Raw genomic sequence first — 15,125 nt, forward strand, 5'->3', positions numbered from 1 at the left:
TATCATGAGGTTTTCCTACAGAAGTGGGATTTTGCTCACTTGATGGCAGGATCTGACCGATAGAAGACGCGGAAACGGTGAAGCGCGATAGCTGATACTTTGGTGCTTCACCAAATCCCGGAGCCGATTCATGTCAAAAGCGATGACGCCAAAAGGGCTTTGGAGTGCTATTTTCAGCACCTCTAAAAGCACTTTTGGGAACACCCTCATGCCACACGTCGTGCTCTCGCAGGTTGTTGCAAGCATATCGGAACTGAAAAAAAACCCGATGGGCACGGTTGCAGCAGGGCGAGGGTCCTCTGTCGCGATCCTCAATCGTAACGAGCCGGCCTTTTACTGCATCCCAGCCAAAGAATATGAAGCGTTGATGAACCGGCTGGACGATATTGAATTGATCGCGCTTTGCAAGGAACGAGAAAACGACCCGACCATCAAGGTCTCGCTGGATGACCTATGAGTTGGCGTTCTCTGAGAAGGCCTGGAAGGAGTGGCGCAAACTTGGGGCAACTATCAGAGAACAGTTCAAGAAAAAGCTGCAGGAACGGCTGGGCAGCCCGCATGTTCCAGGGGACCGACTCAACGGGCTTGGCAATGCCTACAAGATCAAGTTGCGCAGTTCCGGATACCGATTGGTTTATCGTGTCATCGACGACGTGTTGGTTGTGACTGTCATTGCGGTGGGAAAGCGCGAGCGTGCAGCGATTTACAAAGAAGCAGGCGAACGCTAGCTGTGTTTGAACAGTTTGCTTCGGTTTTTCGCCGAAAAACCGGTCTCGCTTCCATCATCAAGGCGATGTGCTGCGCTGACGGGCAACCCACCCGGTCGCCAGGTCAATGAACGCCCGCAACTTGGGCTGCGTCTGTGTGCGGCTGGGGAAGTAGAGGTACAGCGCCGTACTCAGCGGCACAAAAGGTTGCAATACGCGCTCCAGCCGTCCATCCGCCAATTCATCGGCAATTTCCAGGTCGCAGGCGTACACCAGCCCGCAACCGCTGCGTGCCGCCGAGACCAGCAGCCCTCGATCGTTGACGATCACGCCGCCTTCTACCCCTACTGTGAAGTCACGGCCATCGCGGCGGAATTCCCAGCGGTGTGCGTTGCCCGAGGTCGAGAAACGAAAGCCGATGCATTGGTGATCGGTCAGGTCTTCCGGGCTTTCAGGTTTGCCGGCCCTGGCGAAATACGCCGGCGCGCCCACCACCGACCACTGCAGGTCCGGCGTGAGGCGCACCGCGATCATGTCCTTTTCGATGGATTCGCCCAGCCTGATCCCCGCATCAAACCCGCCGGCCATCAAGTCCACTGTGGCATCGTCCAGGCAGATGTCGAGCGTGACCTGCGGATACGCCTGGCGAAACAACGGCATCAGCGGTTCGATCAACAGCGCCCCCGACAACCGCGGCGCCGTCAGGCGCAGCGTGCCCATGGGTTGGTCGCGAAAGCCGCTGAGGACTGCCAGCGCCTCATCGATTTCGCTGGCCGCCGGGCGTAATCGGGCAAACAGGCTGGCGCCCGCTTCGGTCAAGGCGACCCGGCGCGTGGTGCGTTGGAACAGCAGCACGCCAGTGCGCCGCTCAAGCAATTTGATGGCGTGGCTGACGGCCGTGGGCGTCACCGCCAGGCGGGTAGCGGCGACGGTGAAGCTCTTGTGCTCGGCCACCGCCAGAAACTCGGTCAGGCCATCGAAAGGATCGTGATTCATCGAGATCGCCATTATGAAAGAGCGTTTCATAGTGCTTGTAACACGAGGGCATTTTTCCGGGCAATCTTCCTGCGTACCTTGTGCCTACCCCAACGTAACCAAGGAAACACGCTCATGACCACTTCCAATACCTTCAATCGCATCTGGCTGATCACCGGCGCTTCCCGTGGCATCGGTGCCAAGATCGCCGCCGCCGCCCTGGCCAACGGTGACGCCGTGGTTGCCACCGCCCGAGACGCCAGCAGCATTACCCAACGCTTTGGCGAACACCCTGGCTTGCTCGCCGCCAGCCTGGATGTCACAAACGAAGCCCAGGGCATTGCGGTCGCCCAGCAGGCCATCGAGCACTTCGGGCGCATCGACGTGCTGGTCAACAATGCGGGCTTCGGCGTGCTCGGCGCCGTGGAAGAGGCCACGGCCGATGAAGTGCGCCGCGTGTATGAAACCAACGTCTTTGGCCTGCTCAATGTCACCCGCGCTGTCCTGCCACATATGCGCGCCGCTCGCAGCGGGCATGTGATCAACCTGTCCTCGGTCGGGGGCTACAAGTCCGGGCCCGGCTTCGGCGTCTATTGCTCGACCAAGTTCGCCGTCGAAGGCCTGACCGAGGCCTTGCACGCCGAGCTGGCGCCGCTGGGTATCAAGGTGACCGTGGTTGAGCCGGGTTACTTCCGTACCGAGTTCCTGGAAGGCAACTCGCTGGTTGAATCCCCAGCGTCGATTGCCGACTACGACAGCACCGCCGGTGAAGTGCGCAGAATCGCCAAGGCCGTGACCCTGAACCAGCCAGGCGATCCGGACAAGCTGGCCCAGGTGATGATCACCCTGGTGGAAACGAACGACGCGCCGCTGCGCTTGCCCCTGGGCAGTGACTGTGTCGCGGCCATTGAAGCGAAAAACAGCTTTGTCGCCGGTGAGTTACAGGCATGGCGTGAGGTGTCGGTGTCCACTGACTTCTAACGAAACGCCGGCCACGGCGGGGCGGCCGGTCGATGCTCGAATGCTCGCGATGGATAACGCGGGCATTCCGTCAGCCGGCATTGTCGTTGACCGCCATCGTCGCAACGCCGCCCGAGCAAGCTCACGCCTACAGGTTTACGGGTATTTTTCGGAGCGGCCGTTGACCGATTGTCCGGTACCGGGGAGTCAAAGCGGGTCTGGGGACTCTAACGTACATACCCACCACCGGAGCAACTGATGCTGACCTCAGGCAGACCGCTCAAACACGGCGCCAGCGCGGCGCCATCGCTTTCGCCGCAGCAGATACGCGCAACCTTGCGCAACCTGGCCCGTATGGCCGAGCAGCAAGTGATGGGCGTGACCATGGCCAACATGGACGCGCTGACGCTGCTCTCCAATCGCCACGGTTTCACTGCACTGGCGCAGTTAGGGCTGGATGCGTGCCAACGCATGGAAATACCCGCCACACTGTTGTTTTTCGACCTTGATCATTTCAAGCACATCAATTACCTGTATGGCCGCGCCGAGGGCGACGATGCGCTGAAGACCTTCGCGGACGTATTGCGCATCGCCTTTCGCGAAAGCGATGTGGTCGGGAGGCTCGGGGACGATGAATTCGTGGTGTTGTTGACCGGCTCGAGTGCGGTGGAGCTGAGTGCGATCAAGGCGCGGCTCGAGGAAATACTCGATGAGCGCAACGCCACGATGCGCCGCGGTTATGACATTCGTTTCAACATCGGTCAGATCGAGTACGACCCGGCCCTCCATGACACGGTTGAAGCGATGCTGGTTGAAGGAGAGAAGGGTTTGTTCAGGTAGGCCGTTATCGCGAGCAGGCTCACTCCCTCGAGTGGCCTGCCGGATCCGAACGGTGGGAGCGAGCCTGCTCGCGATGGCGTTTCCGCCATCGAGCACTATTTTGCGAACAACTGGCCAATGTCCTTGAACGCCTTGAATTCCAGCGCATTGCCGCACGGGTCGAACAGGAACATGGTCGCCTGCTCACCCACCAGCCCCTTGAAGCGAATACCCGGTTCGATCACAAATCGGGTCTCACGTGCTTTCAGGCGTTCGGCCAGGGCTTCCCATTCCGCCATCCCCAACACCACACCAAAATGCGGCACGGGCACATCGTGGCCGTCCACGGCGTTGGTGTGCGCGGCTTCCTGTGAGGCGTTTTTTGACGCCAGGTGGATCACCAATTGATGGCCGAAAAAGTTGAAGTCGACCCAATGGTCGCTGGAACGACCTTCTTCCAGACCGAACACCTCGCCGTAAAAAGCTCGGGCAGCTTGCAGGTCGTACACGGGGATGGCCAGGTGAAAAGGCGACAGTTGCATCAGGGAGTCTCGCAGGGAATGGGTCGGTGACATTGAGTTTAGCGCTGTGCTTTTTGATTGAAAGACGATAGTTTTTGCGTCGAGCTCAAATTATTTCGATCAATCGGGGGCGTCATGCTGCGTGAATTGAAAACCTTCCTGGCGGTGGCGCGCCACGGAACGTTTGCGGCGGCCGGCATGCATGTTGGCCTGACCCAGTCGGCGGTCAGCGCGCAGATGCGCAATCTGGAGCAGGCGCTGGGCATCCGGCTGTTCGATCGCACCGGTCGCCAGGCCATTCTCAATGCGGCGGGTCAGCGTGCATTGCCAATGGCCCGGGACATGCTGGATACCTTCAGCCGCATGGCCGTCAGTGACGATGTCAGCGAGTACCGTGGCGAATTGAAAATCGGCGCGGTCGCCACGGCCCAGACCGGTCTGTTGCCTCAGGCCCTGTTACGCTTGCGCCAACTGGCACCGCTGCTGGAACCGAAGTTGGTGCCCGGCGTGTCGCTCAACCTGCTCAGTCAGGTGGACACCGGCGAAGTGGACCTGGCGATCCTGATCAAGCCACCGTTCGAGCTGCCCAAGGAGCTGTCGGCCCAGGTTATCCGTCGCGAGCCGTTCGTACTGATCGTCCCGGCCGGCCTCGAAGGCGATGATCCGTTGCGGTTGCTGGCTGAGCATCCGCATGTGCGCTATGACCGCAACTCGTTCGGCGGGCGCCTGGTGACGCGCTTTCTGCGCGAGCAGCACATCGAGGTGCAGGCGGCGCTGGAGCTGGATGAGCTGGAAGCCATTGTGAAAATGGTCGAGTGCGGGCTGGGGATTTCACTGTTGCCCGAGGCCGGGTTGTGGCTGGAGCATGGCGCGAAGGTCAGGATCATCCGTTTGGGTGAATTGACGTTTTACCGCGAGATCGTGCTGTTGCAGCGCTACAGCCAGCGACAGCAGCCCATTCAGCAGTTGTTTGCCGAGTGCCTGGGATACCACTGACCCCGTGGGCGCGGGCTTGCTCGCAAGGCGTTGCACCGGACGACGCCCATTCCGAGCAGGAAAACGCCTTCGCCAGCGAGCCCGCTCCCCCAGGGATTACGGTTGCCTGATAAATCGCAGGCATAAAAAACCCGCCAGTCAAGGCGGGTTTTTTTGTACGGCGCGCCGAAGATTACTCTTCGATGTTGCCCATGGCCGTGGTGTTGAAACCGCCGTCCACGTACATGATTTCGCCGCTGATGCCGGACGCCAGGTCCGAGCACAGGAAGGCGCCGGCGTTGCCGACTTCGTCGATGGTGACGTTGCGACGCAGCGGGGTTTGCGCTTCGTTGGCGGCCAGCATTTTGCGGAAGTTCTTGATGCCGGAGGCGGCGAGGGTGCGGATCGGACCGGCCGATACGGCGTTGACGCGGGTGCCGTCCGGGCCCAGGGAACCGGCCAGGTAACGTACGCCAGCTTCCAGCGAAGCCTTGGCCATGCCCATCACGTTGTAGTTCGGCATGGTGCGCTCGGCGCCCAGGTACGACAGGGTCAGCAGGCTGCCATTGCGGCCCTTCATCATTTCGCGACCGGCCTTGGCCAGGGCCACGAAGCTGTAGGCGCTGATGTCGTGAGCGATGCGGAAACCTTCACGGGTGGTGGCTTCGGTGAAGTCGCCGTCCAGTTGGTCGCCCGGGGCGAAGCCGACGGAGTGCACGATGCAGTCCAGGCCGTCCCACTTCTTGCTCAACGCTTCGAAGACCTGGGCGATTTCTTCATCGCTGGCCACGTCGCACGGGAAGCACAGTTCCGGGCTGGAACCCCAGCCTTGGGCGAACTCTTCGACACGACCCTTGAGTTTGTCGTTCTGATAAGTGAAGGCAAGCTCAGCGCCCTCGCGATGCATGGCGGCGGCGATGCCGGATGCGATGGACAGCTTGCTGGCGACACCGACGATCAGTACGCGCTTACCGGCGAGAAAACCCATGTGTTGCTCCTCTTTCAGGTTATTGCGCAGTGGCTGGAGCCAGGAAAGCGGCTTCCAGCAACTGCTGTGTATACGGATGTTGGGGGGCGGCAAAAATACTTTGCGCGTCTCCCTGTTCGACCACTTGGCCATGCTTGACCACCATCAACTGGTGGCTCAGCGCCTTGACGACAGCCAGGTCATGGCTGATGAACAGATACGTCAGGTTGTACTTGCTTTGCAGTGAACGCAGCAGCTCCACCACTTGGCGCTGCACTGTCCGGTCGAGGGCCGAGGTCGGCTCGTCCAGCAGGATCAGCGCCGGTTTCAACACCAGTGCCCGGGCAATGGCGATTCTCTGCCGTTGCCCTCCGGAAAATTCGTGGGGGTAGCGGTTCCGGGTGTCCGGATCCAGGCCTACCTCCTTCAATGCCGCAATAATCGCTTGTTCCTGTTCCGCCTCGGTGCCGATCCCGTGGATCCGCAGGCCTTCGCCGACGATCTGGCTCACGCACATTCGCGGGCTCAGGCTGCCGAAAGGGTCCTGAAACACCACCTGCATCTCCCGACGCAGCGGCCGAACCTGTTGTTGCGTCATGCAGTCTAGCTGCTTGCCTTCGAACCGGATCGCCCCTTGGCTGCCGATCAAACGCAAAATTGCCAGGCCTAACGTCGATTTGCCGGAACCGCTTTCGCCGACAATGCCCAATGTCTGCCCCTGGGGCAGGCTGAAATTGATCCCGTCCACCGCCTTGATGTGATCGACGGTCTTTTTCAGCAGGCCTTTCTTGACCGGGAACCAGACTTTAAGGTCCTCGACCTGCAGCAGCGGCGGCCCGATAACGTTGGTTGCCGGCTTGCCGCTGGGCTCCGCTGCCAGCAGTTCCCGAGTGTACGGATGCTGCGGCGCGCGGAACAACTCTTCGCACGATGCCTGTTCGACGATGCAACCGCGCTGCATGACACATACGCGATGCGCAATTCTTCGAACAAGGTTCAAATCGTGACTGATCAGTAACAGCGCCATGCCCAGGCGGGCCTGCAATTGCTTGAGCAATTCGAGGATTTTCAGCTGAACGGTAACGTCCAGCGCGGTGGTCGGCTCATCGGCGATCAGCAGTTCCGGCTCGTTGGCCAGGGCCATGGCGATCATCACCCGCTGGCGCTGGCCGCCGGACAGCTCGTGGGGCAAGGCCTTGAGGCGTTTCTCGGGCTCGGGAATGCCGACCATCTCCAGCAATTCCAGGGTCCGCCTGGTCGCCACTTTACCGACCAGGCCCTTGTGGATGCCCAGCACCTCATTGATCTGCTTTTCGATCGAGTGCAGCGGGTTGAGCGAGGTCATCGGCTCCTGGAAGATCATCGCGATCCGGTTGCCACGGATGTGACGGATGGTTTTCTCTTTCAGGTCCAGCAGGTTCTGCCCGGAATACTCGATGGTGCCCGAGGGGTGGCGGGCGAGCGGGTAGGGCAGCAGGCGCAGGATCGAATGCGCGGTCACCGATTTGCCGGAGCCGCTTTCACCCACCAGCGCCAGGGTTTCGCCGCGCCTGATATCGAAACTGACGCCTTCCACTACGCGCTGGCTGTGCTCGCCTACGACGAATTCGACGGCCAGGTCGCGCACTTCGATCAGATTGTCCTGATTCATTTCACTTCCTCGGGTCGAAGGCATCGCGAGCGGACTCGCCGATGAATACCAGCAGGCTCAACATCAGCGCCAGCACCGCAAACGCGCTCATGCCCAGCCACGGCGCCTGCAGGTTGGATTTGCCCTGGGCCACCAGTTCACCCAGCGACGGCGCGCCCGGTGGCAGGCCGAAACCGAGGAAGTCCAGGGCCGTCAGCGTGCCGATGGCGCCGGTGAGGATAAAGGGCATGAAGGTCATGGTCGAGACCATGGCGTTGGGCAGGATGTGACGGAACATGATTGCGCCATTCTGCATCCCCAGCGCGCGGGCGGCGCGCACGTATTCAAGGTTGCGCCCGCGCAGGAATTCGGCACGGACCACGTCCACCAGGCTCATCCAGGAAAACAGCAGCATGATCCCCAGCAGCCACCAGAAGTTCGGCTGCACGAAGCTGGCGAGAATGATCAGCAGGTACAGGACGGGCAATCCGGACCAGATTTCCAGGAAACGCTGTCCGGCCAGATCGACCCAGCCCCCATAGAAGCCCTGCAAGGCCCCGGCAATCACGCCGATGATCGAGCTGAGTACGGTCAGCGTCAGGGCGAACAGCACCGAAATGCGAAAGCCGTAGATCACTCGCGCCAACACGTCGCGCCCCTGGTCGTCGGTGCCCAGCAGGTTGTCAGCCGAGGGCGGGGCGGGAGCCGGGACTTTCAGGTCGTAGTTGATGCTCTGGTAGCTGAACGGGATGGGCGCCCACAGCACCCAGGCGTCCTTGGCCTTGAGCAGTTCGCGGATATACGGGCTCTTGTAGTTGGCCTCCAGCGGGAATTCGCCGCCGAACGTGGTTTCCGGGTAGCGCTTGATGGCCGGGAAGTACCAGTTGTTGTCGTAATGCACCGCCAGCGGCTTGTCGTTGGCGATCAGCTCGGCGCCGAGGCTCAGGCCGAACAGGATCAGGAACAGCCACAACGACCACCAGCCACGCTTGTTGGCCTTGAACAGTTCGAAACGTCGGCGATTGAGCGGGGACAGGTTCATCTCAATGCTCCCGGCTTTCGAAGTCGATGCGTGGATCGACGAAGGAGTAGGTCAGGTCGCCGATCAGTTTCACCAGCAGGCCCAGTAACGTGAAGATGAACAGTGTGCCGAACACCACCGGGTAATCGCGGTTGATCGCCGCTTCAAAACTCATCAGGCCCAGGCCGTCGAGGGAGAAGATCACTTCCACCAGCAGCGAGCCGGTGAAGAAAATCCCGATGAATGCGGACGGGAAACCCGCGATGACCAACAGCATGGCGTTACGAAACACGTGGCCGTAGAGCACGCGGTTTTTCGTCAGCCCCTTGGCCTTGGCGGTCACCACGTACTGTTTGTTGATCTCGTCCAGGAAGCTGTTCTTGGTCAACAGGGTCATGGTCGCGAAGTTGCCGATCACCAGCGCGGTCACGGGCAGCGCCAGGTGCCAGAAGTAGTCGAGAATCTTGCCGCCCATGCTCAACTCATCGAAGTTGTTCGAGGTCAGGCCCCGTAGCGGAAACCAGTCCAGGTAGCTGCCGCCGGCGAACACCACGATCAGCAGGATGGCGAACAGGAACGAGGGGATGGCATAGCCGACGATGATCGCCGAACTGGTCCAGACGTCGAAATGACTGCCGTGCCGCGTGGCCTTGGCGATCCCCAGTGGAATCGACACCAGGTACATGATCAGCGTGCTCCACAGCCCGAGGGAGATCGACACCGGCATCTTTTCCTTGATCAGGTCGATGACCTTGGCGTCGCGGAAGAAGCTGTCGCCAAAGTCCAGGGTCGCGTAGTTCTTGATCATGATCCACAAGCGTTCAGGCGCCGACTTGTCGAAGCCGTACATGTGCTCGATTTCCTTGACCAACGCCGGGTCCAGGCCCTGTGCGCCGCGATAGGAGGAGCCGGCCACCGAGACCTCGGCACCGCCGCCGGCAATCCGGCTGGTGGCGCCTTCGAAGCCCTCGAGCTTGGCGATCATCTGTTCGACCGGTCCACCGGGAGCGGCCTGGATGATCACGAAGTTGATCAGCAGGATGCCGAACAGCGTCGGGATGATCAGCAGCAGTCGCCGAAAAATATACGCCAGCATCTATTACTCCGTGCCCGCAGGGTCGGCTTGCAGTTTGGTTTCGACTTCGATGGCCGGTGCCACGTTCGGCTTGATCCACCAGGTGGCGATGCCGATGTCATACCTGGGCGAGGTTTTCGGGTGACCGATGTGGTTCCAGTACGCCACGCGCCAGGTCTTGATGTGCCAGTTGGGGATCACGTAATAACCCCATTGCAGCACGCGGTCCAGTGCGCGGGCGTGGGCCACCAGGCTTTTGCGTGAATCGGCGTTGATCAGTTGTTCGACCAGCTGGTCCACCACCGGGTCCTTGAGGCCCATGGAGTTGCGGCTTCCGGGCCGGTCGGCGGCGTCGGTCATCCAGAACTCCCGTTGCTCGTTACCCGGGGAATTGGACTGCGGGAAGCTGCCGACGATCATATCGAAGTCCCGGGAGCGCACGCGGTTGACGTATTGCGAGACGTCCACGCGGCGAATCACCAGGTCGATGCCCAGGTCGCTCAGGTTGCGCTTGAATGGCAGCAGCACCCGTTCGAACTCGGTCTGGGCCAGGAGGAATTCGATGGTCACCGGCTTGCCGTTGGCATCGACCATCTTGTCGTCGACGATGCGCCAGCCGGCCTCTTGCAGCAACTGGTAGGCCTTGCGTTGCTGGGTGCGGATCATGCCGCTGCCGTCGGTCACCGGGTTTTCGAAGGCCTCGGTGAAGACCTGTTCGGGGATCTTGCCGCGGAAAGGCTCGAGGATCGCCAGTTGCTCGGCGTCGGGAAGCCCGGTGGCGGCCATTTCCGAGTTCTCGAAGAAGCTGCGGGTTCGCGCATAGGCGCTATTGAACAGTTGCTTGTTGGTCCATTCGAAGTCCATCAGCAGCGTCAGCGCGTGGCGCACCCGCACGTCCTGGAACACCGGACGGCGCATGTTGAAGACAAATCCCTGCATGCCGGTCGGGTTGCCGTTGGGAATCTGTTCCTTGATCAGTCGGCCTTCGGTGACCGCCGGGATGTTGTAGCCATTGGCCCAGTTCTTCGCGGTCATCTCCAGCCAGTAATCGAACTGGCCGGCCTTGAGGGCTTCCAGGGCCACGGTGTTGTCGCGGTAGTAATCGGTGAGCATCACGTCGAAGTTGTAGAAGCCTCGGTTGGCCGGCAGGTCCTTGCCCCAGTAGTCCTTGACCCGCTCATAGCGCACCGAACGGCCGGCCTTGACTTGGGTGACCTTGTACGGCCCGCTGCCCAGTGGCATTTCCAGGTTGCCCTTGGTGAAATCCCGGGTTGCCCACCAGTGCTTGGGCAGCACCGGCAGCTGGCCGAGGATCAATGGCAGTTCGCGGTTGTTGGTGTGCTTGAACTTGAACAGCACAGTCAGCGGGTCTTCGGCGACGGCCTCTTCGACGTCACTGTAGTAACCGCGGTAGAGCGGGGCGCCGTCCTTGATCAGAGTCTGGAAGCTGAACACCACGTCCTCGGCGCGCACCGGATGGCCGTCGTGGAAACGGGCTTCAGGACGCAGGTAGAAACGCACCCAGCTGTTGTCCGGGGCTTTCTCGATCTTGCCGGCGATCAGTCCGTACTCGGTGAACGGTTCGTCCAGGCCCTGTTTGGCCAGGGTGTCGTAGATCAGGCCGACGTCGTCCGCCGGCACGCCTTTGCTGATGAACGGATTGAGGCTGTCGAAGCCGCCGAACCCGGCCTGACGGAAAATCCCGCCCTTGGGCGCGTCCGGGTTCACGTAATCGAAGTGCTTGAAGTCCGCCGGGTATTTCGGCGGCTCGTTGTAAAGCGTGACGGCGTGTTGCGGAGCGGCCCAGGCCAGTCCACAGAACAACAGGCCGCCAGCCTGCAGGAGCAGGGCGCGTACGGGTTTCATCGATCTTTCTCCGAAGATTTCAACCACCATGCACTCAGGCCCAGGGTGTAGGGCGGCGTGGTGACGAAGGCGAACCGGTTGCGGTACGCCAGGCGGTGATAGTTGAGATACCAGTTGGGAATGATGTAGTGCTGCCACAACAGCACCCGATCCAGGGCCTTGCCGGCGGCCACCTGTTCGTCTCGGGTCTTGGCGGCGAGCAATTGTTCGAGCAAGTGATCGACCACCGGATTGGCGATGCCCGCGTAGTTCTTGCTGCCCTTGACCCCGACCTGGCTCGAGTGGAAGTACTGCCATTGTTCAAGACCCGGGCTGAGGGTTTGACTGAGGGTCATCAGAATCATGTCGAAGTCGAACTGGTCCAGGCGCTGCTTGTACTGGGCGCGATCCACGGTGCGAAGCCGGGCGTCGATGCCGATGCTGGCGAGGTTCTCGACATAGGGCTGCAGAATGCGCTCAAGGTTTGGATTGACCAGCAGGATTTCCAGGCGCAGCGGCTGTCCGGCGGCGTTCTGCACATGCTGGCCATTGAGTTTCCAGCCCGCCTCGGCCAGCAGGCCCAAGGCCTTGCGCATGGTTTCCCGGGGGATGCCGCGGCCCTGAGTCTGCGCCAGGGTGAAGGGTTCGGTGAACAGCCTGGCGGGCAATTGCTCGCGGTACGGCTTGAGCATCAGCCATTCGTGACCGACCGGCAGGCCGCTGGCGGAAAACTCACTGTTGGGGTAGTAGCTCATGGCGCGCTTGTAAGCGCCGCTGAACAGGGTGCGATTGGTCCACTCGAAGTCGAACATCAGCCCCAGCGCTTCGCGCACTCGGGCGTCGGAGAACGCCGCGCGGCGGCTGTTCATGAACAAGCCCTGGCTCTGGGTCGGGATCTGGTGGGCAATCTGTGCCTTGATCACGTCGCCGCGGTTGACCGCCGGGAAGCGGTAACCGGTGTCCCAGTTCTTGGCCTGGTGCTCGATGTAGATGTCGAACTCGCCGGCCTTGAACGCTTCGAACGCCACGTCGCTGTCGCGGTAGAACTCGACTTCCATGCGGTCGACGTTGTACTTGCCGCGATTGACCGGCAGGTCCTTGCCCCAATAGTCCTTGACCCGTTCGAAAACGATCTGCCGCCCGGGCGTGACCGAAGTGATGCGGTACGGGCCGCTGCCCAGTGGCGGTTCGAAGGTGGTTGCCTTGAAGTCGCGACCTTTCCAGTAGTGCTGTGGCAGCACCGGTAATTCGCCCAGGCGCAGGATCAGCAGCGGATTGCCGGCGCGCTTGAAGACAAACCGAATGCGATGCGGATTGAGCACGTCGACCCGCAGCACTTCCTGCAGGTTGGTGCGGTATTGCGGGTGACCTTCCTTGAGCAGCAAGCGGTAGGAAAACGCCACGTCGTAAGCGGTAATCGGCACGCCATCATGGAAGCGTGCTTCCGGGCGCAGGTTGAACACCACCCAGCTGCGGTCCTCGCTGTATTCGACCGATTGGGCGATCAGGCCATAGCTGGAGGTGGGTTCGTCGCCGGACGGTGCGTACTGGCCGGTGCCGACCATCAGCGGTTCGTTGAGCTCGTTGATGCCGTACTGCAGGAAGTTCGGCGTGGAGACCGGACTTGAGCCCTTGAAGGTGTAGGGGTTGAGCGTATCGAAGGTGCCAAACGCCATCACCCGCAACGTACCGCCCTTGGGGGCTTGCGGGTTAACCCAGTCGAAGTGGGTAAATCTGGCCGGGTACTTGAGTGTGCCGAACTGCGCATAACCGTGACTTTCGCTGATCGTCGCGTTTGCAGAGGAGCTCAAGGCCAGGCTGATCAGGAAAGTGAGGAGGGGACGCGTCAAGTCAGAAATCCGATCCATGCGGCTTGGGCTTTTATGGCTCGTACAGTAACAGCTTGTATGGACAGGAAAAAGACAGGGCTTTAATGCGGGGTTAATTGTTGGCCCAGGGCCCGTCGGCACCCTGTGGGAGCGAGCCTGCTCGCGATGGTGGTAAACAACGCGTCATCTTTTCAGGCCATCGCGAGCAGGTTCGCTCCCGCATGAAAAAAGCCCCTGAATTCAGGGGCTCTTGATCAGTGCGGTGAGGCAACCGTCAGCATCTGTCCAGGCTTGAGGGCCTTGCCGACCCGCGGGTTCCAGCGCTTGAGGTGTTGCATCTCGACATTGAAACGCTTGGCGACGATATACAGCGAGTCGCCTTGCTGGACCTTGTACTGGGTCGGCTCTTTCTTGTCCTTGGCCTTCGTCCTGGTGTTGGCCGCCAGTACGGTGTCAACACGCCCGCTGCTGCGCTTGCTGGTGTCCTGCATCACCAGCGTCTGGCCGACCTTCAGGTTCTGGCCGGTCAGCTTGTTCCAGCGTTGCAGGTCCTTGACGTCGACCTTGTTGGCCTTGGCGATGGTGCCCAGGTTGTCGCCACGCTTGACCCGGTAGCTGCGCTTGGCGCTGGCGATCCGGGTATTGTCGGCACCCTCGAAGACCGGCTTGAGCGGACGCTTGCTCATCAGTTCTTCGGGACGCATGGTCGACAGGCTGGTGGTCAGCAACTGCGCCTTGGATGTCGGCACCAGCAGGTGCTGGGGTCCGTCGATGGTGGTGCGCTGCTTGAAGGCCGGGTTGAGCTGGAACAGTTCATCCTCGTCGATATTCGCCACTGCGGCGACCTTGGACAGGTCCATGCGCTGGTTGATCTCGACCACCTGGAAATACGGTTCGTTGGCGATCGGATTGAGGTTCACGCCGTAGGCTTCGGGGGCCAGCACGACTTGTGACAGCGCCAGCAACTTCGGCACATAGGCCTGGGTTTCGGACGGCAGTGGCAGGTTCCAGTAATCGGTGGGCAGGCCCAGCTTTTCGTTGCGTTCGATGGCGCGGCTGACCGTGCCTTCGCCGGCGTTGTAGGCAGCCAGGGCCAGCAACCAGTCGCCGTTGAACATGTCGTGCAGGCGCGTCAGGTAATCCATCGCGGCGGTGGTCGACGCGGTGATGTCGCGACGGCCATCATAAAAACGGGTCTGGCGCAGGTTGAAATAACGCCCGGTGGAAGGGATGAACTGCCACAGGCCAACCGCATCGGCCCGGGAATAGGCCATCGGGTTGTAGGCGCTTTCAATCACTGGCAGCAGCGCCAGTTCCAGCGGCATGTTGCGCTCTTCAAGGCGTTCGACGATGTAATGAATGTAGAGGCTGCCGCGTTCGCCGGCGTTTTCGAGAAAGGAGGGGTTGCTGGCGAACCACAGGCGCTGCTGCTCGATGCGCGGGTTAACGCCCAGGCCTTCCTGCAACTGGAAGCCCTGGCGCATGCGTTCCCAGACGTCCTGCGGAACTTGCGGGCTCGGCTTTTCGCTGAGCCAGATCGGCTTCTGTTTGGCCCGCGCGGCAATGTTCGGCGTGTGAGTCGCTTCTGTCTGGGGCACATGGCTGGAACAGCCCGCCAGCGTGGCGGACACAGCCACCGCTATGGCTTGAGCCAGGCGGGTCAATGCGTCTGAATGGACGGACTTACGAATGGATGACGACATTGGCTGGAAGTAAGTTCCGGGCAAAAATGTCGGGCGATTCTAGAAAGCGCACCCCCTGCGGTCAACCATTGCGATCGGCCGCAGTGACGCAGGGGCCG

The 15,125-nt window shown here is 61.0% G+C and carries 14 protein-coding genes; 5 read left to right on the plus strand and 9 right to left on the minus strand.

Annotated elements, in window-relative coordinates; translation table 11 throughout:
- Nucleotides 1-208: 208 nt before the first annotated feature.
- On the plus strand, nucleotides 209-457 hold the full coding sequence (locus ACM6IM_RS04715) for a type II toxin-antitoxin system Phd/YefM family antitoxin (RefSeq protein ID WP_414864833.1): 249 nt from the start codon (nucleotides 209-211) through the stop codon (nucleotides 455-457).
- Nucleotides 447-728, plus strand: coding sequence for a type II toxin-antitoxin system RelE family toxin (locus ACM6IM_RS04720; RefSeq protein WP_414864346.1), 282 nt, complete (start codon nucleotides 447-449; stop codon nucleotides 726-728). The genes ACM6IM_RS04715 and ACM6IM_RS04720 overlap by 11 nt, the downstream gene beginning before the upstream one ends.
- A 57-nt stretch (nucleotides 729-785) precedes the next feature.
- Here ACM6IM_RS04720 and ACM6IM_RS04725 read toward each other — a convergent pair whose 3' ends face one another.
- Nucleotides 786-1,703 (minus strand): LysR substrate-binding domain-containing protein, encoded by a 918-nt coding sequence (locus ACM6IM_RS04725; protein WP_414864347.1) that lies wholly within the window; start codon nucleotides 1,701-1,703, stop codon nucleotides 786-788.
- 114 nt (nucleotides 1,704-1,817) lie between these two features.
- On the opposite strand from ACM6IM_RS04725, the gene ACM6IM_RS04730 reads away from it, so the two are divergent.
- Nucleotides 1,818-2,663, plus strand: a complete 846-nt coding sequence (locus ACM6IM_RS04730; RefSeq protein WP_414864348.1) for an oxidoreductase — start codon at nucleotides 1,818-1,820, stop codon at nucleotides 2,661-2,663.
- A 237-nt stretch (nucleotides 2,664-2,900) separates the two neighbouring features.
- A complete protein-coding gene (locus ACM6IM_RS04735; RefSeq protein ID WP_414864349.1) occupies nucleotides 2,901-3,482 on the plus strand; it encodes a GGDEF domain-containing protein in 582 nt (193 codons plus the stop codon).
- 95 nt (nucleotides 3,483-3,577) lie between these two features.
- Here the strand turns inward: ACM6IM_RS04735 and ACM6IM_RS04740 are convergent, their stop codons facing one another.
- On the minus strand, nucleotides 3,578-4,003 hold the full coding sequence (locus ACM6IM_RS04740; RefSeq protein ID WP_414864350.1) for a VOC family protein: 426 nt from the start codon (nucleotides 4,001-4,003) through the stop codon (nucleotides 3,578-3,580).
- A gap of 114 nt (nucleotides 4,004-4,117) precedes the next feature.
- On the opposite strand from ACM6IM_RS04740, the gene ACM6IM_RS04745 reads away from it, so the two are divergent.
- Nucleotides 4,118-4,978: a LysR family transcriptional regulator gene (locus ACM6IM_RS04745; RefSeq protein WP_414864351.1), complete on the plus strand. Its 861-nt coding sequence runs from the start codon at nucleotides 4,118-4,120 to the stop codon at nucleotides 4,976-4,978.
- Nucleotides 4,979-5,150: 172 nt separating this feature from the next.
- Here the strand turns inward: ACM6IM_RS04745 and fabI are convergent, their stop codons facing one another.
- The 7 genes from fabI to ACM6IM_RS04780 form a co-directional block, all read right to left on the minus strand.
- Nucleotides 5,151-5,945, minus strand: a complete 795-nt coding sequence (fabI, locus tag ACM6IM_RS04750) for an enoyl-ACP reductase FabI (protein ID WP_192303002.1) — start codon at nucleotides 5,943-5,945, stop codon at nucleotides 5,151-5,153.
- Between the two features lie 19 nt (nucleotides 5,946-5,964).
- Complete coding sequence (locus ACM6IM_RS04755) at nucleotides 5,965-7,575, minus strand: ABC transporter ATP-binding protein (protein ID WP_192303000.1); 1,611 nt, start codon at nucleotides 7,573-7,575, stop codon at nucleotides 5,965-5,967.
- A gap of 1 nt (nucleotide 7,576) precedes the next feature.
- The gene (locus ACM6IM_RS04760; RefSeq protein ID WP_201189931.1) at nucleotides 7,577-8,596 is read right to left on the minus strand and encodes an ABC transporter permease; all 1,020 of its coding nucleotides are present in this window, start codon (nucleotides 8,594-8,596) and stop codon (nucleotides 7,577-7,579) included.
- Nucleotide 8,597: 1 nt separating this feature from the next.
- On the minus strand, nucleotides 8,598-9,671 hold the full coding sequence (locus ACM6IM_RS04765) for a microcin C ABC transporter permease YejB (protein WP_192302996.1): 1,074 nt from the start codon (nucleotides 9,669-9,671) through the stop codon (nucleotides 8,598-8,600).
- A 3-nt stretch (nucleotides 9,672-9,674) separates the two neighbouring features.
- The gene (locus ACM6IM_RS04770; protein WP_192302994.1) at nucleotides 9,675-11,516 is read right to left on the minus strand and encodes an extracellular solute-binding protein; all 1,842 of its coding nucleotides are present in this window, start codon (nucleotides 11,514-11,516) and stop codon (nucleotides 9,675-9,677) included.
- Complete coding sequence (locus ACM6IM_RS04775) at nucleotides 11,513-13,345, minus strand: extracellular solute-binding protein (protein WP_414864352.1); 1,833 nt, start codon at nucleotides 13,343-13,345, stop codon at nucleotides 11,513-11,515. Before ACM6IM_RS04775 ends, ACM6IM_RS04770 begins: the two co-directional genes overlap by 4 nt.
- 233 nt (nucleotides 13,346-13,578) lie before the next feature.
- On the minus strand, nucleotides 13,579-15,027 hold the full coding sequence (locus ACM6IM_RS04780) for a transglycosylase SLT domain-containing protein (RefSeq protein WP_414864353.1): 1,449 nt from the start codon (nucleotides 15,025-15,027) through the stop codon (nucleotides 13,579-13,581).
- Nucleotides 15,028-15,125 lie beyond the last annotated feature (98 nt).

The organism is Pseudomonas sp. IT-P12, assembly GCF_949767465.1.
Lineage (GTDB): Bacteria > Pseudomonadota > Gammaproteobacteria > Pseudomonadales > Pseudomonadaceae > Aquipseudomonas.